22 protein-coding genes, 2 tRNA genes and 1 pseudogene are annotated in these 22,583 nt (G+C 38.1%); 11 read left to right on the forward strand and 14 right to left on the reverse strand.

Features of this window, described 5'->3' with window-relative positions; genetic code table 11:
* Window positions 1-5: 5 nt before the first annotated feature.
* From FGL31_RS08400 to FGL31_RS08430, 8 genes are all read right to left on the reverse strand, one after another.
* Complete coding sequence (locus tag FGL31_RS08400; protein WP_317131133.1) at window positions 6-1,076, reverse strand: TonB-dependent receptor plug domain-containing protein; 1,071 nt, start codon at window positions 1,074-1,076, stop codon at window positions 6-8.
* Between the two features lie 82 nt (window positions 1,077-1,158).
* The gene (locus tag FGL31_RS08405) at window positions 1,159-1,680 is read right to left on the reverse strand and encodes an alpha/beta hydrolase family protein (RefSeq protein WP_138090522.1); all 522 of its coding nucleotides are present in this window, start codon (window positions 1,678-1,680) and stop codon (window positions 1,159-1,161) included.
* Entirely contained in the window at window positions 1,613-1,972 is a 360-nt protein-coding gene (locus FGL31_RS08410; RefSeq protein ID WP_171017586.1) for an alpha/beta hydrolase, read from the reverse strand. The genes FGL31_RS08405 and FGL31_RS08410 overlap by 68 nt, the downstream gene beginning before the upstream one ends.
* A gap of 100 nt (window positions 1,973-2,072) precedes the next feature.
* Window positions 2,073-3,182, reverse strand: a complete 1,110-nt coding sequence (locus tag FGL31_RS08415; protein ID WP_138090526.1) for a fasciclin domain-containing protein — start codon at window positions 3,180-3,182, stop codon at window positions 2,073-2,075.
* 325 nt (window positions 3,183-3,507) lie between these two features.
* A complete protein-coding gene (locus FGL31_RS08420; RefSeq protein WP_138090528.1) occupies window positions 3,508-4,122 on the reverse strand; it encodes a sugar O-acetyltransferase in 615 nt (204 codons plus the stop codon).
* A gap of 472 nt (window positions 4,123-4,594) precedes the next feature.
* Window positions 4,595-5,227, reverse strand: a complete 633-nt coding sequence (locus FGL31_RS08425) for a nitroreductase family protein (RefSeq protein ID WP_138090530.1) — start codon at window positions 5,225-5,227, stop codon at window positions 4,595-4,597.
* A gap of 18 nt (window positions 5,228-5,245) precedes the next feature.
* A complete protein-coding gene (locus tag FGL31_RS25050) occupies window positions 5,246-5,446 on the reverse strand; it encodes a hypothetical protein (RefSeq protein ID WP_232046423.1) in 201 nt (66 codons plus the stop codon).
* A 1-nt stretch (window position 5,447) separates the two neighbouring features.
* Window positions 5,448-5,849, reverse strand: a complete 402-nt coding sequence (locus tag FGL31_RS08430; protein ID WP_232046424.1) for a TetR/AcrR family transcriptional regulator — start codon at window positions 5,847-5,849, stop codon at window positions 5,448-5,450.
* Between the two features lie 141 nt (window positions 5,850-5,990).
* Here FGL31_RS08430 and FGL31_RS08435 point away from each other — a divergent pair, with 141 nt between their 5' ends.
* The gene (locus FGL31_RS08435) at window positions 5,991-6,377 is read left to right on the forward strand and encodes a patatin-like phospholipase family protein (protein WP_171017587.1); all 387 of its coding nucleotides are present in this window, start codon (window positions 5,991-5,993) and stop codon (window positions 6,375-6,377) included.
* Entirely contained in the window at window positions 6,355-6,861 is a 507-nt protein-coding gene (locus FGL31_RS08440) for a patatin-like phospholipase family protein (RefSeq protein ID WP_138090534.1), read from the forward strand. The genes FGL31_RS08435 and FGL31_RS08440 overlap by 23 nt, the downstream gene beginning before the upstream one ends.
* Here the strand turns inward: FGL31_RS08440 and FGL31_RS08445 are convergent.
* A complete protein-coding gene (locus FGL31_RS08445) occupies window positions 6,858-7,553 on the reverse strand; it encodes an alpha/beta fold hydrolase (RefSeq protein WP_232046425.1) in 696 nt (231 codons plus the stop codon). The genes FGL31_RS08440 and FGL31_RS08445 overlap by 4 nt on opposite strands.
* A 268-nt stretch (window positions 7,554-7,821) precedes the next feature.
* On the opposite strand from FGL31_RS08445, the gene FGL31_RS08450 reads away from it, so the two are divergent.
* The 5 genes and pseudogenes from FGL31_RS08450 (at window position 7,822) to FGL31_RS08470 (ending at window position 11,672) form a co-directional block, all read left to right on the forward strand.
* Window positions 7,822-7,895: transfer RNA gene (locus tag FGL31_RS08450), tRNA-Arg, on the forward strand.
* Window positions 7,896-8,313: 418 nt separating this feature from the next.
* Window positions 8,314-8,387: transfer RNA gene (locus FGL31_RS08455), tRNA-Arg, on the forward strand.
* Between the two features lie 71 nt (window positions 8,388-8,458).
* Window positions 8,459-9,029, forward strand: a pseudogene (locus FGL31_RS08460) (adenylate kinase).
* Between the two features lie 24 nt (window positions 9,030-9,053).
* Entirely contained in the window at window positions 9,054-10,052 is a 999-nt protein-coding gene (obgE, locus tag FGL31_RS08465) for a GTPase ObgE (protein WP_138090536.1), read from the forward strand.
* An 849-nt stretch (window positions 10,053-10,901) separates the two neighbouring features.
* Complete coding sequence (locus FGL31_RS08470; protein ID WP_138090538.1) at window positions 10,902-11,672, forward strand: TIGR02757 family protein; 771 nt, start codon at window positions 10,902-10,904, stop codon at window positions 11,670-11,672.
* A gap of 8 nt (window positions 11,673-11,680) precedes the next feature.
* Here FGL31_RS08470 and FGL31_RS08475 read toward each other — a convergent pair whose 3' ends face one another.
* The 5 genes from FGL31_RS08475 to FGL31_RS08495 form a co-directional block, all read right to left on the reverse strand.
* Window positions 11,681-12,118, reverse strand: a complete 438-nt coding sequence (locus FGL31_RS08475) for a GNAT family N-acetyltransferase (protein WP_138090540.1) — start codon at window positions 12,116-12,118, stop codon at window positions 11,681-11,683.
* Entirely contained in the window at window positions 12,115-13,113 is a 999-nt protein-coding gene (gene gap, locus FGL31_RS08480; RefSeq protein WP_171017589.1) for a type I glyceraldehyde-3-phosphate dehydrogenase, read from the reverse strand. Before gap ends, FGL31_RS08475 begins: the two co-directional genes overlap by 4 nt.
* A complete protein-coding gene (locus FGL31_RS08485) occupies window positions 13,113-13,754 on the reverse strand; it encodes a peroxiredoxin family protein (RefSeq protein WP_138090544.1) in 642 nt (213 codons plus the stop codon). The genes gap and FGL31_RS08485 overlap by 1 nt, the downstream gene beginning before the upstream one ends.
* Before the next feature lie 130 nt (window positions 13,755-13,884).
* Window positions 13,885-16,905 (reverse strand): protein translocase subunit SecDF, encoded by a 3,021-nt coding sequence (secDF, locus tag FGL31_RS08490; protein WP_138090546.1) that lies wholly within the window; start codon window positions 16,903-16,905, stop codon window positions 13,885-13,887.
* A gap of 248 nt (window positions 16,906-17,153) precedes the next feature.
* Window positions 17,154-17,621, reverse strand: coding sequence for a hypothetical protein (locus FGL31_RS08495; RefSeq protein WP_138090548.1), 468 nt, complete (start codon window positions 17,619-17,621; stop codon window positions 17,154-17,156).
* Window positions 17,622-17,832: 211 nt separating this feature from the next.
* Between FGL31_RS08495 and guaB the strand changes: the two genes are divergently transcribed.
* The 4 genes from guaB (at window position 17,833) to nhaA (ending at window position 22,396) form a co-directional block, all read left to right on the forward strand.
* Complete coding sequence (gene guaB / locus FGL31_RS08500; protein ID WP_138090550.1) at window positions 17,833-19,308, forward strand: IMP dehydrogenase; 1,476 nt, start codon at window positions 17,833-17,835, stop codon at window positions 19,306-19,308.
* A gap of 151 nt (window positions 19,309-19,459) precedes the next feature.
* Window positions 19,460-19,585 carry a 30S ribosomal protein THX gene (locus FGL31_RS08505; RefSeq protein WP_138090552.1) on the forward strand — a complete coding sequence of 42 codons (126 nt, stop codon included), beginning with the start codon at window positions 19,460-19,462 and terminating at the stop codon, window positions 19,583-19,585.
* A 194-nt stretch (window positions 19,586-19,779) separates the two neighbouring features.
* A complete protein-coding gene (locus FGL31_RS08510; RefSeq protein WP_138090554.1) occupies window positions 19,780-21,213 on the forward strand; it encodes an alanine/glycine:cation symporter family protein in 1,434 nt (477 codons plus the stop codon).
* Window positions 21,214-21,226: 13 nt separating this feature from the next.
* Window positions 21,227-22,396 (forward strand): Na+/H+ antiporter NhaA, encoded by a 1,170-nt coding sequence (nhaA, locus tag FGL31_RS08515; RefSeq protein ID WP_138090557.1) that lies wholly within the window; start codon window positions 21,227-21,229, stop codon window positions 22,394-22,396.
* The last annotated feature ends 187 nt before the right edge of the window (window positions 22,397-22,583 follow it).

Here is a 22,583-nt window from a genome sequence, read left to right on the forward strand (position 1 = left end):
ATCTGTTAAAGCCTGTAACGGTAAGACAATGTCCATGATTCTGAAAGACTTTGGTCATGTAATAAGGTAGCGCTATATACATCACGTTTTATTCCTAACTCTTTCCCTCTATCTAAATCGGCAAAAGAAGTTGGTTTCAGGTCCCCGTTTTTAGGTCTCCAAACGCCACTTTTAAAGGAAGTTCCAGGGGCATCATCATGTTGATAGCTGAGGATTAAGTCTATCGTACCATCATTTTTCAAGAAATAACGGCTGGAATTACGAAAAGCCATTGTGTTTTTGCCATTTAAATTTCCACCTGACAAGTTTTTCACAAATCCATCTTGCGCATGATAGGCTAATGAAAATCTGTTAGCGAACCTGGAATCTTCGGCTCCATAATTATACATCGCATTGATAAGTCTTTTATTGTAATTACCATATTGCGCTTTAAAATCGAACTGCTGATCTTTGATTGGCTTTTTACGGATCATGTTAATGGCACCAATCTGTGCAGATCTTCCCAGCAAAGTTCCTTGAGGTCCTTTTGCAACTTCAACTCTTTCCATATCATACAATTCTGATACTGCCAATGATGGCCTAGAAATAGAAACGCCGTCCATTGTCAAGGAAACTCTTGGCTGTGATCTGGGATCTAAATCGTCAGATGTGATACCACGGATGACGAATGCCGGATTGTTTACACTTTGGATTGCCAGTTCCACTCCTGGAGTAAATGCTGACAATTCATTTAGTTCTTGTAGATTCTGACGATTCAGTTTTTCGGCACCCAGTACATCAATAGTAATTGGAACGTCAATCTTATTCTGAACCCTTTTTTGGGTACTTATCAATACTTCCTCAATATGGTAATCTATCGCGTAAAGTGTGAAATCAAAAACCTGGTTTTGACTGGTAATATCAATCGCTTGATTGATATTTTTGAAACCTAATCTATTAATTTCAATAACATATTGACCTTTGATTGGAACATTCAAGGTATATTCTCCGTTTTGGTCTGTTTTAACCTCAGATTTATTTATTTTAACGGTTGTCTCGGATAAGGGCTTTTCCTTGTCGTCCGTTATTTTCCTGATATTCTTATATCTTGGGCGTGTACAAAGCTTGTGATCATCAACAGAATGATGATTAACAGGCTATTTTTAACTATTGCCATAATTATTTGATTTTTTCTATCCAGTTGAACAATTGGTTTGATATTTTATGTGGGTCTTTCCCGTCGAATAATCCTAAGCTATGGTCAGCGTCAAGCATAATGATTTCGTGATTGACTTTTTTCGCTTTCAAAGCAGTAGCCAATGTTGTTGCCTGAGACATATGAACTGTTTCGTCCTTTTTGCCGTGAATAATCAGCGTTGGAACTAAATGCTTTATTTGGTAGGCTGGACTAGCGGCTTTATACTCAGCTGGAAGAGGGATAGGGTTTTGGCGATCGACAGGTTTTCCAACCATCAATTCGATCAGGTTTAATAAAGGGTGCTTGTTGGCAATCATTGCTTTTACTAAGGCTTCATTTGTGAAGTCAGTAGGTCCGGCCAATGAAACTATTCCTTTAATATCTTTCCCATTTTGAATGGAATATCCAAATAACAGGGAGAGGTGGGCTCCAGCGCTATGACCAATTAATATATATTGGTTCCTTAGGAATGTTCCAGCTGGAAGACTGTTTTTGAATTTCATCTACAGCAGCATTCAGGTCATTCAATAGGTGTGTGTAATTTGTTGCAGGTCCAACAAACGAGTAGTTTATGGAAGCAGATGAATAGCCTTTCTGAAGCATATCTTCTTGTAGACCACCTAATAAGAGCTTACTGCCAAATGCCCATGAACCACCATGGACAAAAATCAAAAAAGGTTTATTAGGAGATCTGTCTTCATGTAGGAACACATCCATTTGTTTTCTCAAGCCTTCGCCATAAGCAATATTAAAGAGTCTTTGATGTTCCTGACCTTTTCCACTCTCAATTTCCACCTCTTTTTTTGTGCAAGAACTTAATATTAAGGTTATTAATGTCAATATTAGACAATAATGAAACAGTTGATTGAAACGTACCATAATTGATTGTTTGGATTTATAAGCCTTTTCCTTTTGGAGCTAGAATATTGTCAATATAGTGGCAGACACCATCAGTAGCGACAATATCCTTAATGATTACTTTGGTTGTAAGGTTATTGCTATCGGTGATTTCACCTTTATTTTGATCAAAGATTAGTTTCTCCTCATTAAAATTGGATTTCACACTGTTACCTAGTTTACTGAACTCCAAAGGTTGATTTACAGATAGGTATTGAAAGATGTTTTTGGCATCTCCCACTAATTTAAAAAGCTGGAAGATTGTATAACGGTCTCCGGATCTTCTTTGAGGGATAAAAACAGTAATATTCTTTTTTCCTTTCAGGTTTTTATTGATGTCATCGCCAATTTGACTTTTGATCAAATCAGCATTGTTGACTCTGTCGACCACAAAAAGCTGTCTTAGATTTAGTGGAATCAAAACATTAGAGATTTTGTAAACTATTGCTGAGCCAGGTTTAACCTCAGTCTTGTTGAAGTCCAATACCTCTATTACAGGGATTTTGTATTCCGGTTCATCCTTGAAGAATGTCTCAATTTCTTTGTCTTGATCAAAAGTAGAGTTAATAAACACTTTTCCTTTTGCTTTATCAGTCCACTTTTGTTCTCCAAAGACGAATACGCTCAGTTTTGCCCCAAATTTTGAACTCAACATCGTTTGATGGTAGGAAGAATGATAGTGAAACTTACCATTGGTGTTTTTGTAAGATTCAAATTTATATTTAGCCACAAATTGATCTTTATTTAATTTGGATGGTATGATGTGGTATTGGATGATTTCTAAAGCTTGTTCTTTGCTTATCCTGTCCAATGTTAATTTCTTGGCTTTTAAATAGGCATCTACCGCTTTATTGTCGGGTAGCAATACTGTATAATCATTTTTGAGCTTTAGTAGCTCTGTTGAAATTTCAGATTTTGATGCCAATATTAGGAAGGAGGAATAATCTTTATTTGACAGGTAATTTTCAAATACAGTGCCTTTGAAGGCATTTTTATCTTCTTTAGTAGTCTTGGGTTTTGGGGTTACTTCTGGTTTAAAGTTATCCTTCTTACAGCCGAACAGGATAACTGAGAAAATAATCATTAAGGATAAAAGACTTGCCTTCATTTTTTAATTTTGTTTTTATGTTAAAATAATTTCTACAAAATTAAAAATAGAATATGTCTATACGGATTAACTAATATTAAAACATCGTTAAATTAGCTGATCAATTTGAAGTGAAAATTAATTTAAAATTAAGTTTAACCTTTGTGATTTTATTTTGGATTTAGTTTGGTTTTAGGAGATTGGAGGGATCTGATAAAAAAATGGAATTTAATATAATAAAGCGTTTTAGTAGCCGTTTAAGATAGTAAATTCATAATTTCATAATTTAGGTTAATAATTGGTTTGGTAAAATACCTGGGGTTCCCCACCTCAGGTATTTTTATTTTTAGGCTTCTTCAAAATTATATTTCAGATCCCTGAAATAATACACTTTATCTCTAATATTAATTTCTCGAATCACTTTGCAAGGATTTCCTGCAGCGACTACATTTTCAGGAATATCTTTGGTTACCACCGATCCAGAACCAATGACCGTATTTGCTCCGATTTTTACTCCTGGATTTATGACTGTATTTCCCCCGATCCATACATTGTCACCAATCTCAATGGGTTGAGCATATTCCCATCCTTCTACTCTTAAAATTGGATCTACAGGATGTCCCGCCGTGAAAATGCTGACATTAGGTGCTATCATGACATTGTCGCCAATTTTGACCTTTGCACAATCCAAGATGGTTAAATTATAATTCGAATAAAAATTGTCGCCTACCTCTATATTATACCCATAGTCACAGTAAAAAGGTGGTTCGATATATAAACGTGTGGTTTTTTTACCAAATAGATTCTTGATGATCTGGTTTCTAGCTTTGATTTTGGTAGGGTCCATATTGTTGAATTTCTGTAACTCAACTTTCGCATGTTGTCTCTCTTTGAACAACTCGTCTCCACTTGCCATATATGGTTCCCCAGCTATCATTTTCTCTTTGGAGGATTTTGTCATACTTGTGAATTTAATATGAAAATTAATATACAAAAAATGTGAGGAAACTTTAGTCTTTGTTAATTTAAATCGGACCTTTTTCCGTAAGACATTCAACTTTTAGTATACTCTTGTTCCACTCTTGTTCCACTCTCGTTCCACTCTGAGTCTTCTTTCATTCGGACCTTGTTCGGACCTTGTTCGGGTGTTTTCCGAAGCAGCTCCGAACGAGGTCCGAACAAAGTCCGAACAAGAGACGAACGAGAGTGGAAGGAGTTAGGAAGGAGAGAAGGAAAGGTATAGACAATAGACATTAGACATAAGACATTAGACATTGAAAGGCGCTGATGGGGTAGTTGGAACACAAGTCAGACCGGCATGCAGACTTGCGCTAACAGTGCTGAAGATTGTCGCTATGGGGGGGCGAAGTGGAAGGCAATGGATAAAAAAAGCTACCTTTTAGGGGTAGCTTGAAAAATTTATTTATTGATTCTTAGTTTTTGCTGATTACAAAATCTTCTTTTGCGATTCTGACTTTTTTAAGGTTTACTAACCAATCGTTGTCGATATCTCTGTGTCCCAACGCCAAGATGGTTACCGAGCGTAATCCGAGTTCGTTCAACCCTAAGAATTGGTCAATTGCTGCATTGTCAAATCCTTCCATTGGGGTTGCATCTACACGAAGTTCAGCTGCTGCTCCGATTGCAAGTCCGAATCCAATATAAGCTTGGCGTGCTGCGTGTTCAAAATGTTGGTCTTTGGATTGGCTGTTAAAGCGTGCCATCAAGCCATTTTTATAGTCATTTGCAAACCCAGTTGGCAAACCTCTTTCTACTTCTTGTTGCAAGAAAACAGAATCCACACGTTCTTGTGTGTACTCATCGTATGCTGCAAAAATCAGAAGGTGAGAAGCATCAACGATTTGTGATTGATTATATGCTAATGGTTGGATTTGTTCTTTTAATTCTTGATTGCTGATTTCGATAATTTTGAAAGGATGCAATCCTGAAGAAGTTGGAGCAAGGCGAGCAGCTTCAATGATATAATCTACTTTTTCTTGTTCAACTGATGCACCAGTCATTTTCTTGGTAGCATATCTCCATTTTAAATCTTCTAATAAGCTCATTTTGTGGTAATTTTTGTTTTATACTAATATTGATTTTATATATCCATCAATAGCATCCTTTAACACTTCAGAAGGACAGATGTTGTCTCTGCTGTTCAGTGAAAGAAGTTCTATTGCTACGATTCCATGAAGGATAGACCAAAGGGTCTTTAATTTTAAATATTTGTCGATATGGGTTTTTCCACTCAGGGCAATTGCTTCTTCGATCAGACCCAACATTTTATTTGAAACTTTTTTTTATGTTTTCCGATTCATTGGTTTTCTCACAAGTTGGAATTCCCAACCCGAACATGATTTCATAATGCTTTGGGTATTTGACAGCAAACAGCCAATAGGCTTTAGCTAACTGACCCAATTTTTCTGAGACTTCCTTTGAATCATCTATTTGCTCTTCTAATTCTTTATGAAGTTTTTGAAATCCTTCTTGGACAAAAAAGGTTGAAATAGCCTCTTTGTTTTCAAAGTGTTTATAGATTACAGGTACGGAATATTCGATCGCATCGGCAATTTTTCGGATAGAAAGCGCATTCCAGCCTTCATTTTCCACGATTTCGCGTGAGCATGATATGATTTGCTGTTTCAGTTCTTCTTGCTGCCTTAATCTTCTTTCCGTTAGTCCCATCGTTATTTTAGTTAACAGTGTTAGCAAAAGTAACAATGATAGGTAATTGTTGCAAACAGCTATTTAAAAAGAAACATAAGGATGACAATCTACAGTAAATTTTTCCACTCATATTCTTGCAAATTAGTCTTAACTTTAAGCATGAACTTCTTAAAGAGTAAACGCAAAGTATCCTTGGTTTTGGGCAGTGGTGGTGCCCGTGGGTTAGTTCAGATAGGTGTTATCCGGAGTCTGGAAGAGAAGGGTTATGAGATCGACGAGGTTGTGGGTTGTTCAATAGGTTCTTTGATCGGGGCAGCATATGTGGAGGGCAAGCTAGTGGCTTTAGAAGATTGGATGCGTGCCATAACGAGGCGTCAGGTTTTCAAATTGATGGATTTCACTAATCCAAAGTTTGGGTTGCTGAAGGGAGAGCGTGTTTTTGAGTCTTTAAAGGATATTTTTCCGGATAAGAATATTGAGGACATGAATATTCCATTTCGGGCGATTGCGACAGATATGGTGAGTGAAAAGGAGGTTGTTTTTTGAGAAGGGGAGTGTTTACAAAGCAATTAGGGCATCTATTGCTATTCCGGCAGTATTTACGAGTATTGAGAGCGAGGACTGGAACTTGGTTGATGGTGGTGTGATCAATCCATTACCGATCAATTATGTTCGCAGGAAGCGAAGGAATATCGTTGTTGCGGTTAATTTGGATGGGAAGCCCGATGCGGAATTTGGTCCTTATGCTGGGGCAAAAGGTTTGAATGCAATCTCTATGCTCCAAGAGTCTTATTTTATGATGCGCAGAAGATTAAGTCAGCTTTCTGTTGAATTGTACAAGCCCGACTATGTCATCAATGTTCCCCACAATATTGCTGGCCTTTGGGATTATGATAAAGCATCATTTATGATTGACATGGGGAAGCAACTGACGGAAAAAATCGTTCCTGATGTTCCAATCAAGAAGAAAGTGGTGAAAGTTAAAAAAGACAACAATCAAGAAGATTCAGATAAAAAAGAGGCCGTTTAAACGACCTCTATTAATAACTTATTCATGTGAAGATTGAAATCTTCAGGATTTTCTAGATTTGGTAAATGGCCACAGTCTGCCATTTCAATATATTTTGAACCCTTGATATTTTTGTTTAGCTCCTCCATTAATTCTGCTGGAGTGATTTTGTCTTCTTTTCCTCTAACGATCAAGGTAGGCACATTGATTTTTGAGAGACCTTCAGTTGTGTCGGTTCTAGATGCCAGAGCCAATAGTGTAGAACAGATTGATTCGATACTGTTCCGACGGATACTGCTTTTTATTAATTCGACTGCATCAGGTTTATTTTCGATGCTCTTTTTAGAGAATACATTTCCAGTAAATCCAATGGCATATGGTCTGCGTCCATATTGTAAAACCGCTTGAATGGCATCGAATCTTTTTTGTTTGCCGGCATTGTCATCAGGTTTGCTGTGTGTGTCGGCAAGGATAAGTCCTGAAATTTTTTCTGGGAATAGTTGGTATGCTCGCAGAGCGATGTATCCACCCATTGATATTCCACAGAGAACGGCTTTGTCGATTTCAAGTTTACGCATAAACACACCCAAGTCTTTAGCGAAAACATCAACTGAGAAAAAGCCATGACCTTTGGTTGTATTACCATGCCCACGGATATCTATGGCGATTCCTGTCACATTATCTTCTAGACTTTCCAATTGCTCACGCCACATTTTTTTGTTGAATGGAAACCCGTGCAAGAAAATAATGGTTTTCTCAGGCTGTTCTGTTGCTTTTTAATGTAATAGGAGATGCTTATATCTCCAATTCTGATTTTGTTGCTTTTAATTATACGATCGGCCATAATTTTAAATATATAAATATCAACACGATATGCAAAATATAGTTTGAAAATGATTAAAAAACGGAAAAATGGTTTGGAAAGTATAAAAAAGTAACGATATTTGCGCCACCTCAACGGACAATATGTCCTTAAAGAATGCGCTCATAGCTTAATTGGATAGAGCATCTGACTACGGATCAGAAGGTTAGGGGTTCGACTCCCTTTGAGCGCACTTTTTTATAAGTAGTTAGTAGAGAGTATTTAGTATTTAGACTTTTCCGGTAGATTTTTCCTTAAGATTTTTTTAGTAGTTAGTAGAGAGTATTTAGTATTTAAACTATTTCTGTAGATTTTCGTTTCAGCGGATATTAAGTTGATTTTTTAATAATTTATAGATGATTTGAGGCAGTAGTTATGCTTCGGATTTTAATGGTTGTTGGCTCATTATTCTTAAATCATTGTTTGACATTGAGTTATCGTGTTTCGGTTGTTTAGGAATGTTGGCAAAGATTCTGTTAGTAATTAGAATTGAGGTATAAAATGTTGGATTAAATGCTAGAAAATGAAAAAAATTTTTGCTGAGACTATTATTTCCTTATATTTGCATCACCAAAACAGAAAGGGCGTCAGTCGTATTAGTATTGGTTGCCGCGCTCATAGCTTAATTGGATAGAGCATCTGACTACGGATCAGAAGGTTAGGGGTTCGACTCCCTTTGAGCGCACTTGGAAAGAGCCTAATTCTTATACGGGATTAGGCTTTTGTTTTTTTACATCTAAAAATAACAACAACATTATGCTAAACCTAGTTTTATTCGGTCCTCCAGGAGCAGGTAAAGGGACTCAGTCGGCCAAATTAATCGATAAATACGCTCTACACCATATTTCAACTGGAGACATGTTTAGAGGACACATCAAGGACCAAACTCCTCTAGGAAAAGAGGTTAGTCAGATTATCGCTGACGGTAATTTGGTTCCAGACTCCATTACTATTTCCATGTTGGAAGAGGAGTTGAAGAATAATCCTGATGCTAAAGGTTTTATCTTTGATGGTTTTCCACGTACGGTTGCTCAAGCTGAAGCATTGGATAAATTCTTGGAAGCAAACAATACTTCAATCACTGGAGTTTATTGCATTGGATGTAGATGAGGCAGAGCTTACCCAGCGTATTGCAAAGCGTCAAGAGATTTCAGGTCGTGCGGATGATGCGGCTGATAAATTGCAAAAACGTATTGAAGAATACTTTGGCAAGACGATTCATGTATTACCTTATTATGAAGAGCAAGGTAAACTTAGCAAAGTGAACGGTATTGGCGATATCGAAGAGATTTTCGCGAACCTTTCCAATGTTATCGATAATTATTAATAAAAAAACTGAATAGGGGTATTTATGGCTCAGGGGTCAAATTTTGTTGATTATGTAAAGGTATGTTGCCGTTCTGGACATGGTGGTGCCGGATCTGCACACCTACACCGTGATAAGCACACGGCAAAGGGTGGTCCTGATGGTGGAGATGGTGGTCGTGGTGGACATATAATCTTAAAAGGATCACATCAATACTGGACCTTACTTCACCTTAAATTCAGAAAACATATTATTGCTAATTCCGGTGAGGCTGGAGGTAGTGCTTTGCAAACAGGAGCAAACGGTAAGGATGAGATTCTGGAAGTTCCTTTAGGTACTGTGGCCAAGAATGCTGAAACTGGAGAGGTTTTATTTGAGATCACCGAAGATGGTGAGACGAAAATATTAACCCCCGGTGGAAAAGGTGGTTTAGGGAACTGGCATTTCAAGTCATCGACTGTGCAGACGCCAAGATTTTCGCAACCTGGTTTACCGGGTAAGGAAGAATGGATCATATTGGAGCTGAAAGTTTTGGCTGATGTGGGATTGGTTGGTTTTCCAAATGCAGGGAAGTCGACATTGTTATCTGTTGTTTCTGCTGCCAAGCCAGAGATCGCAGATTATCCATTTACTACTTTGGTTCCAAATTTAGGAATAGTTAGCTATAGAGATGGGAAATCATTTGTTATGGCAGATATTCCAGGTATTATCGAAGGTGCTGCAGAAGGAAAAGGTCTTGGTCACCGTTTCTTGCGCCATATCGAACGGAATTCGGTTTTGTTATTCCTGGTTCCTGCAGATACAGATCGTACCATTGAAGAAGAATATAATATTTTGCTGAACGAGTTGACAGCATACAATCCAGAATTGTTGGATAAGCCAAAAATCCTTGCCATCAGTAAGTCGGATATGCTTGATGATCAATTGGAAAGGGAAATGTCAGAGCAAGTTCCAAAAGGAATTCCTTATTTATTTATTTCTTCAGTGACAGGAAAGAATATTCAACAGTTGAAGGATTTAATCTGGAAAGAGATTAATCAATAGGATTTTAAAGATATATTAAATAGATAATCCCGGATCTATGTATTCCATTGTTTTAGCTTTGAATATGTAGATTCGGGATTTTGTATTAGTTATATATCCTAGGGAGGGTAAGGGATTAAATGCTATAGGAATGCATTATGTGGCAGGTGGAGACACCTGACACGGCGGTGAAACCTCATCAGAGTGTAAGAAACAGTTTCCATCTCTTACGAAATGGAATGACACAAATGTTGAGAGGGAGAGGGGGCGATATTTGGGGAAAGGACTTGCGGCGAGCCGCAAGTCATTTCCCCAAATATCGCCCCTTTTTAAAAAAAAAGAATCTGTCATTCCAGAGCTTTAGCTCTGGAAACTATTTTGTGTTTATAATTGCACAATCCGATCGGGTTGAAAATATAATTGCAGGGATTTATAAACAACAACACCATTGGTGCTACAAGTTTCTTTAGATCTATTAATGAAAGTTTTTTCGTTTTATCATATTGATGGTTGGTGGAGACACCAACCATGGCGTCATTGGGACACCAACCATGGCGTCATTGGGACACCAACCATGGCGTCGTTGGGACACCAACCATGGCGTCGTTGGACACCAACCATGGCGTCGTTGGACACCAACCATGGCGTCGTTGGACACCAACCATGGCGTCATTGGGACACCAACCATGGCGTCGTTGGGACACCAACCATGGCGTCGTTGGGACAGCAACCATGGCGTCGTTGGGACACCAACCATGGCGTCGTTGGACACCAACCATGGCGTCATTGGGACAGCAACCATCCTATTTTAACAGAGATGCCACGCTAATGGCGTTGGTGTTTGGGGTGATTTTTGCTACTTTAGTGTAAATGGATTTGTCATTAAAAGATTTTTTGGATCGTAAGGTTGAGGAATATAATCGGCCTGATTTTATTCCTAATGATCCTATTAGTATTCCGCATCAATTTACAGAGAAACAGGATATTGAGATTATGGGTTTTTTCGCAAGTATATTGGCTTGGGGTCAGCGAAAGACCATTATCAATAAATGTAATGAATTGATTGAACGTATGGACGGGAGTCCTTATGATTTTATTGTCAATCATGGGGATGAGGACTTGAAAAACATGTTGGGTTTTAAGCATAGGACATTCAATGATACCGATCTTCTCTATTTTATTAGTTTTTTTAAATATCATTATACTCATTTCACAAGTTTAGAAGATGCCTTTTTACAAGTAGAGGACATGAATGGCTTCAGCATTGAGGAGTCCTTGAATTCGTTTAAATCGTATTTTTTTTCATTGCCTGATTATCCTCACCGGACACGGAAGCATGTCAGTTCACCTTTGCAGAAATCAACCTGCAAAAGGTTGAATATGTTCTTGCGATGGATGGTGAGAAAGGACGATATGGGTGTTGATTTTGGGATTTGGGACCAGATCAAGCCAAAGGACTTAATATGTCCATGTGATGTACATGTAGAGCGTGTTGCTAGGAAATTTGGATTGATCCAAACCGACAAAGTGAATTGGAAAACAGCAATTGAACTAACTGATCATCTGAAAGAACTGGACCCTGCAGATCCTGTAAAGTATGATTTTGCACTTTTTGGATTAGGTGTTGCAGGAGAATTATAAAATAAAATTTAGTAAAAAGGAATGAACATTTCTTTATGATTTCCAGCATCTTTATATTGGAATTCATCCGACATATATTCGATTCCCATGCTTTCATAAAAGGGATAAGCTATTTCCCGAGCTATGCACCATAAATAGTCACCTTTTAATTGAGTTTTAATATGCTCAATTGCAGCTGACAGTAATTCTTTTGCATATCCTTTTCTTCTCGCTTCTGGCAAAGTTGCCATTCCTCGAAGCCGGTAGCCTTTATGAGGAAGCTTTGGATGGTTTGTTCTGTGGACGGTCAATATACATTGAAGCTTGTTGTCTTCGTCATAGAGCCCTAAATGGAAGCTGTCAGGCTTTAAATCCTCTGGGTTACGGCAAAGCTTTGGATCCTTTCTTTTTTGCAGTACAGCGCTTCTAATGGGTAGGGCATCTTCAACTTTTATAAATCGAATCATTTTTTTGCCAATCTGAATAATATGTCAACAAGTCTATTGGAGTACCCAAATTCATTATCATACCAACCCACAACTTTTACTAAACCTCCAACAATACTTGTCAAATCAGAATCAAAAACACAAGAATATGGGTTATTGATGATATCTACAGATACGATTGGATCCTCGGTATAATAGAGCACATTTTTTAATTCACCTTCTGCTGCCTCTTTGAATTTTTGGTTGATTTCCTCTACGGTTGTTTCTTTAGTAAGGTTACATGTAAAATCCGTCAATGATCCGTTGAGCACTGGTACCCGGATTCCAGCTCCACCCAATTTGCCATCCAGATGTTTGAATACGTTTGTAATAGCTTTAGCAGCTCCAGTAGTCGTTGGTATTATCGAAGCAGATGCAGCGCGGGACCTTCTCAGGTCACGATGAGGTGCATCATGAAGATTCTGGTCGCCGGTCATGGAATGCACTGTTGTGATATAACCATCCACGATTCCCCAATTTTCATCTAGGATTTTGATCAGTGGAGCGACATTGTTTGTAGTACATGATGCATTTGAAAAGATTGACGTATTCCAGTCAAAATCTCGGTCATTTATTCCGAGTACAACAGTTGGAACTTCTTTATCAGGGGATGGTGCCGAGATAATTACCTGCTTAGCTCCTGCCGAAAGATGTTTTTCAGCGAGTTCTTTTTTAACAAACAAACCAGTTGATTCAATTACCACATCGATATCAAGGTCTTTCCATGGTAATTCTTCCGGGTTTCTTTTGTTAAAGATCTGTATTGATTTGCCATCAATGAATAGATGATCTTGGTCATGCTCTACCTTTCGGTTCAATGGTCCGTGTACGGAGTCGTATTTAAACAGATGGGCTAAAGTTTTGGCATCTGCAAGATCATTGATTGCGACCACTTCAATCTCGTTGAAGTTTCTATTGAGTAGATTTCTTAGGGTATGGCGTCCGATTCGACCAAACCCATTGATGGCAATTCTCATTATTTTTTGAATTCAGCGATTACTTCATTAATATCTTTTTCACCTTCCCAATAAGATTTTAATTGGCCATCAGGACCATATACATAATTTGCTGGGAACATATTTGGGATATGGAATTTCTGTACAAACTCTTGGTTTCTGTCCCACAGCATCTGTACGTTTTCTTTGCCTTCTAGTTCTTTTCCGAATGTGGTGAAGAATTGCGCCATCAAAGCCGGGTCATTCATAGATACATACAGCACATTGATGTCTTTGATTTTATCGTAATTTTTCGCTAATCCTTTAGTTTCATTTTGGCAGTGGCTACATCCTGGGTCGAACAGCACGAATACTGTATTTTTTCCTGCAGGGATATCTGCTTTTGAATATGATATTCCGGATTTTACTTTATAGAAATTAAATTCTGGTATGCTCAGCGCGGCAGCTTTTGTTGTTTGAGGAACAGCAGGAGCGGGGTTTGTTTGCGTTGACTGTTCGGTTGCAGCATGTTCGTGTGTGCTATGATCATGAGCGCTATGGTCATGTCCAGCATGATCGTCATGTGCTTCCGTTGTTTCAGATTTTGTGTCCTGATTATTACATCCCACAGCTAAAACACCTAAGGAAAGGCAAAGAGAGGATAGGATTAATTTATTTCTCATGTCTTGTGATTAAGATTCAAAACTAATAAAAAATATATAGGATAATGATTCGTGAAGGTATATAAAACAGTTTTTTGACAAAAAAAGGCCCTGAATTTTCAGGGCCTTAAATTTTTATGCAGATTCCAGATTATGGAGTAACCACTTTTGCTTGTTTTCTTTCTTTTTCTTTTGCAGATTCAGCTAAATGTTTACCACCACTAAGGTCGTAAATAGCTGGTGCAGCTAAGAAGATAGAAGAATATGTTGCTACCACGATACCGATCAAGATAGCGAATGAGAATCCACGGATCACTTCACCACCAAACACAAACAATACTGCCAATACGAAGATTACTGTCAATGAGGTAATCACTGTACGGCTCAATGTTGAATTGATTGCATTGTTAATGGTCGTACCGATTTCTTCTTGATGAGCATTTGGTTTTTTCAAGTACTCACGAAGGCGGTCAAATACAACAACTGTATCATTTACAGAATAACCCAATACGGTTAATATTGCTGCAACAAAGTGTTGGTCAATATCAAGGGAGAATGGTACGATTCCATCCAATATTGAGAATAGACCCATTAGAATGATACCATCGTGAATTGTTGCGATCGCTGCACCTGCCGAATATTGCCATTTTTGGAAACGGATCAAGATATATGCAGCAATAGCTAAGATTGAGAATACAGCGGCATAAATTGCACGGTCACGGATATCACTTGCAATAGTAGGACCTACTTTTTGTTGAGAAAGGATTTCGTATTTATTTCCTTGAATCTTAGTAAGACCCTCATTTAATTTACCTAATACTTCAGCATCAGTTTGGTCAGAAGTTTCTTCAATTTGGTAAGAGGTGGTAATACGCAGTTGGTTTTCATTACCAAAAGTTTTAACCTCTGTTGTTGTACCAAAAATATTATCTAAGTTTTCACGTACAGCTTCTGGGCTTACACTTTGGTCGTAACGTACGGTATAAGTACGTCCACCTTGGAAGTCAACTCCGTAAGAGAACCCTTTAGTAAGAATTGCAGCGAAGGAAATTACGATTGCGATTGCAGATATGATATACGCAACTTTTCTTTTCTTGATGAATTGGAAGTTTGCGTTTTTCAAAGTATGTTTAGACCAAGGGAATGAAGTTGTGATTTTCATATCTCTGCTCAACATAAATTCGAAAATCAAACGAGTGATGAAAATCGCAGTGAACAAAGAAGTGATAATACCTATCATCAAAGTTGTTGCAAACCCTTGAATAGGGCCACTACCTGTGAAGAACAGGATTAAACCTACTAAGAACGTTGTGATCTGCGAGTCAAGGATAGAAGGCATTGCATGTTTATAACCATCTGCAACGATTTGTCGAGGTGATTTGCCCAGTGCTTCTTCCTCACGCATCCGTTCATAGATTAGTACGTTTGCATCCACTGCAGTACCCATAGTCAATACGATACCTGCAATACCAGGCAGTGTCAGTACTGCATTCAATGAAGCAAGAACGCCCATTAAGAAGAATACGTTGAAAATCACGGCGATGTTAGCTGCAATACCAGCACGGTTGTAGTAAGCAATCATAAATGCCATTACTACGATGATACCGATCACTGCAGAATTTACACCCGAATCAATAGCTACTTGACCCAATGAAGGACCAACGATCGCTTCTTCCACGATTTTAGCTGTTGTAGGAAGTCTACCAGCTTTTAAAACGTTTGCTAAGTCTTTTGTGTCTTCAATCGTAAAGTTACCAGAGATTTGAGAGTTACCGTTAGGGATTTCTTCGTTTACACCAGGAGCAGAATATACTACACCGTCCAACACGATAGCGATATGATCTCTATTTTGTGCTGCTTGAGCAGTAATTCTTTTCCATTGACGAGCACCGTCAGCATTCATTTCCATAGAAACGATTGGACTGTTTTGTTGGTCAAAACCATCACGTGCATCAGTGATTACCTCACCAGTCATTACTGGTCCATTTTCAGAACCTGAAGTTTTGATAGCGTATAAAGAAAGGAAATCTTTAGCATTGTTTTCTGGTTTTACTGCCCATAACAATTTCAAGTTTCCAGGGATAATAGATTTTACCTCAGGACGAGCAAGCAAAGCATTCACTTTTGCTGTATCTTTCAAGTTGGCATAACCTACTACAGCACCTGGAGCCAATTGTTGTTGACCACCTTGGTTGAAAGTAGATGGAGAAAGAACTGCGAACAGTGGGTTGTTAGCTAAAGCGGCAGCATCAGGTTGAGCAGCTGAGTCTGTTTTTGCAGAATCAGAAGCTTTTTGATTTGCTCCAAGCTTAGCCAATAAGTTTTCTTCTTTTTTAGTTGTATCAGCAGTATTAGCTACAGTAGAGTCGCTAGACACGTTAGCAGCTGGTTTGTCAGCTTTCAACGTTGTTGCCAATGTTCTGTTTACATTTTCAAGAAGAGAATATACTTGTGGGTTTTGGTAAGTTTCGTAGAATTCCAATTTGGCAGAACCTTGTAAAAGCTTACGAACGCGTTCTTCATCGTTTACCCCAGGTAATTCGATCAGGATACGGTTGGTTCCTTGTTGGATTTGGATATTAGGAGAAGCTACACCGAATTTGTCAATACGCGTACGTAATACTTTGTATGAGTTTTGGATAGCATTGTCAGCTTCTCTATTCAAGAAATTACGAACATCAGACTCTGAACTAGTTCCTTTAATTACAGCCGCGTTGTCTTTTGTTGCAAAGAAAGAAGCGATAGGAGTAGAAGCACCAGTTGCTTTATACTCGTTCATGAATAAATCAATCAACGAAGTGTTGGTTGTTTTACTTTTGTTTACAGCATTTTCCAATGCTTTGTTGAAGTTTGCGTCTTTAGGATTTCCTGCCAGGTTAGCGATAAGTTCGTTCAATGAAATTTCCATTGTAACGTTCATACCCCCTTTTAGGTCCAATCCGAGCGCAAGTTCATTTGCTTTAGCTTCGCGATAGGTGAATTTAGCTATACCTATATTATATACTACCTCACCTGCAATGGAATCCAAGTATGCTTTTTCTTTAGCCATGTCGCCATTGGCGTATTCCGCTGCGTCTTTTTCAACTTTACGTGTTACAAAAGTGAATGATAAGGAGTAGAGGCACGCTAAGGAAACCACTATCACCAAAAATTTAATCAGCCCTTTACTCATTGTCTAATCGTAATAAATTATGGTTTTTATGTTCTTTTTTAAGCTTAATAATATTTTACCAAGATTCGCAAAGGTATAAAAAAATTACATAATGGAAATAGTATATCAAACTTAATACGGAAAAAGTTGTTTGTTAATATTAGCTTAATTTTCAGGTAAAACTGAAGCGAGTATTTATTAAGTACGGTATAAAACAAAAAAGGCTTTTCAGAATTGAAAAGCCTTTTCTATGCTTGTATTGTTTAAATTTATTTCAAGATAAATTTAAATCCTAAACTGAAACGACCAGCTTCGAAGTTAGAGTTGTCAGAAAGGTTCCACCAAGGTTTCCAGTCGAAGTGGATTCCAATTGGAGTTGAAGGGATTTTGTATTCTAAACCAGCTTGAGGGCGAATTGCGAAAGCAGAACCACCGTCCCAGAATCCGATTTGAGGACCTACCCCTAAGTACCAACCTAAACCACCTGCACCAGAGAATGGGCGATTGTAGTTATAGTCAACACCAACAACAGTTAGACCGTCGCCGAATAATACTTGTGCTTGACCTGCGTTAGCACCACCGAAAGAATGTTTTACTTGAGGGCCGAATAAAGTTTGTCCGTCTCCAAGATCGATACCAAGACCGATTGCAGTTCTATAAGGAGTTTGCGCTTTTGCTTCGTTAACACCGAATGCTAAAGCTGCTGCAGCTGCTAGTGATAGTAATCTCTTTTTCATAAATATTGTGTTAATTAAACTTTAATTTACGCTACAGATAGCAATTAGCTTGCCAAATTTTAACAAAGTCTTAACTCTTTCATTAAAGTACTTGTTTTCGGGTACAATATTCATAATGTCGATTTTATGTAAATAGTTATATAGAGTTTGATTATTCATGATAATTTCGTAAGTTTGCCTCGCAAATAGGAAACCCCATATAATATTTGCTATGCAACTAGATCCACAAAAATTCGTACAAGAAGGACTTACCTACGACGATGTTTTATTAATCCCAGCTTATTCTGAAATATTGCCTCGTGATGTAGATACCAGTACATTCTTGACCAAGAAAATCAAATTAAATATTCCTTTAGTATCTGCTGCCATGGACACCGTTACTGGAGCAGATCTTGCGATTGCCATCGCTCAGGCGGGTGGAATCGGCATGTTACATAAGAATATGACTATTGCAGAACAAGCTGCAGAGGTTCGTAAGGTGAAGCGTTCGGAGAGTGGTATGATCCAAGATCCGGTTACTTTATTGGAGAATGCTACAGTAGGTGATGCATTTCAAATCATGAAGGAGCACAAGATTGGCGGTATTCCGGTAATTAATGCTGAGAATAAGTTAGTAGGAATCGTTACTAACCGTGATCTACGTTTCCAAAAAGATATGGCTCGTCCTATCAGTGAGTTGATGACTAAAACAAATTTAGTTGTAGCACCTGAAGGCACGGACTTAATTATGGCAGAAGAAATTCTTCAGAATCATAAAATTGAAAAACTTCCGGTTGTAAATACGGACGGTGTTTTAAAAGGACTGATTACTTTTAAAGACATTCAGAAATATAAGCACTATCCAAATGCAGCAAAAGATGAACATGGTCGTTTATTGGTTGGTGCGGCTGTTGGTGTTACTGCAGATACATTAGACCGCGTAGAGGCATTGGTTAAAGCGGGAGTGGATGTTGTTACGATTGACACTGCCCATGGTCATTCATTGGGAGTTATCAATAAATTAAAAGAGGTTAAGGCTACTTATCCTGACTTACAAGTTATCGTAGGTAATATCGCTACTGGTGATGCAGCAAAAATGTTGGCTGATGCTGGAGCAGATGCTGTTAAAGTAGGTATTGGTCCGGGTTCAATCTGTACGACGCGTATTATTGCAGGCGTTGGTGTTCCTCAATTATATGCTGTTTATGAAGTTGCCAAAGCCTTAAAAGGAACCGGAGTTCCGTTGATCGCAGACGGAGGTATCAAACAGACTGGTGATATAGCTAAAGCAATAGCAGCAGGTGCGAATACCATTATGGCAGGTTCGTTGTTCGCGGGTGTTGAAGAGGCACCAGGTGAAACCATTTTATTAGAAGGTAGAAAATTCAAGTCTTATCGTGGAATGGGATCGGTAGAAGCTATGGAAAAAGGTTCTAAAGATCGTTATTTCCAAGATGTGGAAGATGATATCAAAAAATTAGTTCCAGAAGGAATTGTAGGCCGTGTTCCCTATAAAGGAACATTGGCAGAGGTAGTTTATCAATATATTGGTGGTCTTCGCGCATCTATGGGATATTGCGGAGCAGCAACGATAGAGAAACTACAAGAAGCAAAATTTGTTCGTATTACAGGTGCTGGATTACGTGAGTCACACCCACATAATATCCAGATTACAAAAGAAGCACCGAATTACAACAGTAGAGGATAGGCATATCCTTCTTGGGGAAAAAGAAAAAAGCGGGCCATGGGAATACCATTGCCCGCTTTTCTTATAATGTTGATTTTGTAATCTATCTGATTTTTAGTATCTTGAGAATCCAAAACATATTTTTATTAAATCATAACATAAATTACAACTTATGGGAAAAGGAGATAAAGAAAGTAGAAGAGGAAAAATCATCATGGGTTCATACGGAAAAAAAAGACCTAGAGATCCATTTAAAGGTAGAGCTACCGTAAAAAACACAGAGAAAAAATCTAAATAGTAAATATTTTCTGAAATGTAAGAGCATCTTAAAAACACATTAAGATGCTTTTTTTTGTTACCTGCTTTATACAAATCTTTGGTTTATTGCAGAAAAATTGAGTTGATTATCTCTATAGAAGAATGAATATTTATAGATACAATCTATGCAATAATTCGGGAAAGGATGGAATGTTATGTATATTTTAGCGTTTCATGCAAGAAATTATAGACAAAATTTATAGTATTATTTGGAGTGATGCTTTGGTTTACTTATGCCTTTTGGCAGGCGTATACTTTACCATCAGGTTCAAATTTCCCCAGTTAATTTATCTTAAGGAAATGGTTCGCTTGTTATTTTCAGGTGGCGGATCTAAGAAGGGTATTTCTTCCTTTCAAGCATTTTCATTGGCAATTTCGGGCCGTGTTGGAACTGGTAATATAGCAGGAGTAGCTACTGCGATCGGTATGGGCGGTCCAGGGGCTGTTTTTTGGATGTGGATTATTGCTTTTTTGGGCAGTTCCTCTGCTATTATTGAAGCGACTTTAGGTCAACTTTATAAAGAAGTAAAAGATGGTGAATACCGAGGTGGTCCAGCCTATTATATCAAAAAAGGACTGAAGAGCAATGTCTTTGCTTGGGTTTTTGCTGTAGTAACCATCGTAAGTACTGGTTTTTTATTGCCAAGTGTCCAAAGTAACAGCATTGCTTTGGCGATGAAATCTGCTTTTAATATTTCACCCATGGTTGTTGGGATATTCCTTGTGCTTCTACTAGGCTTCATCATTATTGGAGGAGTTAAACGTATCAGTAAGGTTGCTGAATATGTAGTGCCTTTTATGGCAGGAGCATATATTTTAATGGCTGTAGTTATTATAATAATCAACATCCGCGAGGTTCCTGAGGTTTTTAAGTTGATTTTCCAATCGGCATTGAATCTAGAGGCTACCTTTGGTGGGATTGTCGGATCGGCAATTTCATGGGGTGTGAAGCGAGGGATTTACAGTAATGAGGCAGGTCAGGGCACGGCACCACATGCCGCAGCGGCTGCTGAAGTTAGCCATCCGATCAAACAAGGTTTGGTGCAGGGTTTTTCCGTTTATGTTGACACCTTATTTGTTTGTACCGCTACGGCTTTAATGATCCTATTTACTGGACAATATAACGTTGCACATCCAGCGGGTGGTTTTATCGTCCAACATATTCCGGGCGTTGAGGCTGGTCCAGAATTTACCCAATTGGCCGTTTCACAACATTTTCCCACACTCGGAGCAGGTTTTATTGCTATTTCACTTATGTTTTTTGCCTTTACGACTATCATGGCCTATTATTATATCGCAGAATGTAATGTAAGTTTTATTGGAAAAAATCGCAGTAGAACAATCCTTATTTGGTTATTAAGGGTTATGATATTGGGGTCTGTTTATTTAGGCTGTATCTCGACGGCAAAAATGGCCTGGGATCTAGGCGATATTGGGGTTGGACTGATGGCATGGCTAAACATGATTGCTATTATTTTGTTGCATAATAAGGTCCTGAAATTAATGAAGGATTACAACGAACAAAGGAAAGAAGGAAAGGATCCTGTTTTCAATAATACAAGTACTAATTTTTCTGATGTTTCAATTTGGGAAAAGAATAAAAAGTAATATATAAATACCTATGAACAAACTGATTAATTTAAATGTTTTCAAGGATTTCTTTGCTTCCAGTAATGCAGGCGGAATCATGCTGTTTATCTGTGTGGTCTTTTCGATGATTATAGCAAATAGTCCGTTAGCAGGCGCATTACAGAACTTATTGGATCATCAACTGGGTTTTGAGAATGATTCCATTCATCTCAAGTATTCAGTATTATTATGGATCAATGATGGTTTGATGGCTATATTCTTTTTATTGGTAGGTCTTGAAATAAAAAGGGAAATAGTAGAAGGGGAGCTTTCCTCTCCGAAAAAAGCATCATTGCCTATTTTATGTGCCGTCGGCGGTGCTGCAGTTCCTGCAATCATTTACCTTTCCTTAAATGCTGGCCAAGAAACCGCTAGCGGTTGGGGAATTCCCATGGCAACTGATATTGCCTTTGCTTTGGCTGTTATCAATCTTTTAGGCAATAGAATTCCATCTAGTTTAAAGATATTTTTGGCAGCATTGGCAATTGTGGATGATTTAATTGCGATTTTAGTGATTGCTTTTTTCTATTCGTCGGGAATTGAAGTTAGTTATTTATTATATGCAGCTGCTGGTCTTGTTATCTTAATATTGATGAACAGGTTCAATGTTCTAAATCCATATTTATATTTGATTCCGGGAGTCTTTATTTGGTATTTTGTTCATCATTCTGGGATTCATGCTACCATAGCGGGTGTCTTGGTGGCTATGACCATTCCAACGAACGATACTGCGATTGAGTCGCCTCTGGAAAGGTTGGAACATGCATTGACAAAACCTGTGAACTTCTTTATAATTCCTGTTTTTGCTTTCGCGAATACGAATATTACATTGGAGAGTGAGATGTTGGGTGGTTTGACTTCATCTTTAGGGTTGGGGATTACCTTGGGATTATTGGTTGGTAAGCCTATAGGAATTATGTTGACCTCTTATCTGTGTACTAAGGCTAAATTGAGCTCATTACCTGAAGGTAGCACATGGAGACATATTTTTGGAGTTGGCTTATTGGCTGGTATCGGATTTACGATGTCCATTTTTATTGCAATCTTGTCTTTTAATGATCCATTGCATATTTCAGAAGCTAAGCTTTCTATATTGATAACGTCATTGTTGGCTGGGGTGATTGGGTTTTTGGCGTTGAATTCGAAGAAGGTTTATAGATAAGACAATAGACATTAGACATAAGACATAAGACATTTCATAGTTTTTATGGTTTTTAGGTGGAAGGCGGAATCGAAGGGCAAGGAGCAGGGGCAAAGAAGCCAGAAGCAATGCCACCTAAAAATATGCGCACCGATGGTGATGGTTTTTGGGGTAAGTTCACGAAATAGTTTCTCTCTTACGAGAGAGA

This window comes from Sphingobacterium daejeonense (genome assembly GCF_901472535.1).
GTDB classification, from domain to species: Bacteria; Bacteroidota; Bacteroidia; order Sphingobacteriales; family Sphingobacteriaceae; genus Sphingobacterium; species Sphingobacterium daejeonense.

What these genes read in the sequence shown, in the direction of transcription:
- FGL31_RS08445 (WP_232046425.1), bottom strand. Translation starts at nt 7,553, where the DNA reads ATGTGGCGTGAGCAATTGGAAAGTCTAGAAGATAATGTGACAGGAATC.
- FGL31_RS08435 (WP_171017587.1), top strand. Translation starts at nt 5,991, where the DNA reads ATGAACTTCTTAAAGAGTAAACGCAAAGTATCCTTGGTTTTGGGCAGT.
- guaB (WP_138090550.1), top strand. Translation starts at nt 17,833, where the DNA reads ATGCAACTAGATCCACAAAAATTCGTACAAGAAGGACTTACCTACGAC.
- FGL31_RS08505 (WP_138090552.1), top strand. Translation starts at nt 19,460, where the DNA reads ATGGGAAAAGGAGATAAAGAAAGTAGAAGAGGAAAAATCATCATGGGT.
- FGL31_RS08420 (WP_138090528.1), bottom strand. Translation starts at nt 4,122, where the DNA reads ATGACAAAATCCTCCAAAGAGAAAATGATAGCTGGGGAACCATATATG.
- FGL31_RS25050 (WP_232046423.1), bottom strand. Translation starts at nt 5,446, where the DNA reads ATGTTGGGTCTGATCGAAGAAGCAATTGCCCTGAGTGGAAAAACCCAT.
- FGL31_RS08470 (WP_138090538.1), top strand. Translation starts at nt 10,902, where the DNA reads ATGGATTTGTCATTAAAAGATTTTTTGGATCGTAAGGTTGAGGAATAT.
- FGL31_RS08415 (WP_138090526.1), bottom strand. Translation starts at nt 3,182, where the DNA reads ATGAAGGCAAGTCTTTTATCCTTAATGATTATTTTCTCAGTTATCCTG.
- FGL31_RS08425 (WP_138090530.1), bottom strand. Translation starts at nt 5,227, where the DNA reads ATGAGCTTATTAGAAGATTTAAAATGGAGATATGCTACCAAGAAAATG.
- FGL31_RS08495 (WP_138090548.1), bottom strand. Translation starts at nt 17,621, where the DNA reads ATGAAAAAGAGATTACTATCACTAGCAGCTGCAGCAGCTTTAGCATTC.
- secDF (WP_138090546.1), bottom strand. Translation starts at nt 16,905, where the DNA reads ATGAGTAAAGGGCTGATTAAATTTTTGGTGATAGTGGTTTCCTTAGCG.
- FGL31_RS08405 (WP_138090522.1), bottom strand. Translation starts at nt 1,680, where the DNA reads ATGAAATTCAAAAACAGTCTTCCAGCTGGAACATTCCTAAGGAACCAA.
- FGL31_RS08510 (WP_138090554.1), top strand. Translation starts at nt 19,780, where the DNA reads ATGCAAGAAATTATAGACAAAATTTATAGTATTATTTGGAGTGATGCT.
- FGL31_RS08475 (WP_138090540.1), bottom strand. Translation starts at nt 12,118, where the DNA reads ATGATTCGATTTATAAAAGTTGAAGATGCCCTACCCATTAGAAGCGCT.
- obgE (WP_138090536.1), top strand. Translation starts at nt 9,054, where the DNA reads ATGGCTCAGGGGTCAAATTTTGTTGATTATGTAAAGGTATGTTGCCGT.
- nhaA (WP_138090557.1), top strand. Translation starts at nt 21,227, where the DNA reads ATGAACAAACTGATTAATTTAAATGTTTTCAAGGATTTCTTTGCTTCC.
- FGL31_RS08485 (WP_138090544.1), bottom strand. Translation starts at nt 13,754, where the DNA reads ATGAGAAATAAATTAATCCTATCCTCTCTTTGCCTTTCCTTAGGTGTT.
- gap (WP_171017589.1), bottom strand. Translation starts at nt 13,113, where the DNA reads ATGAGAATTGCCATCAATGGGTTTGGTCGAATCGGACGCCATACCCTA.
- FGL31_RS08430 (WP_232046424.1), bottom strand. Translation starts at nt 5,849, where the DNA reads ATGGGACTAACGGAAAGAAGATTAAGGCAGCAAGAAGAACTGAAACAG.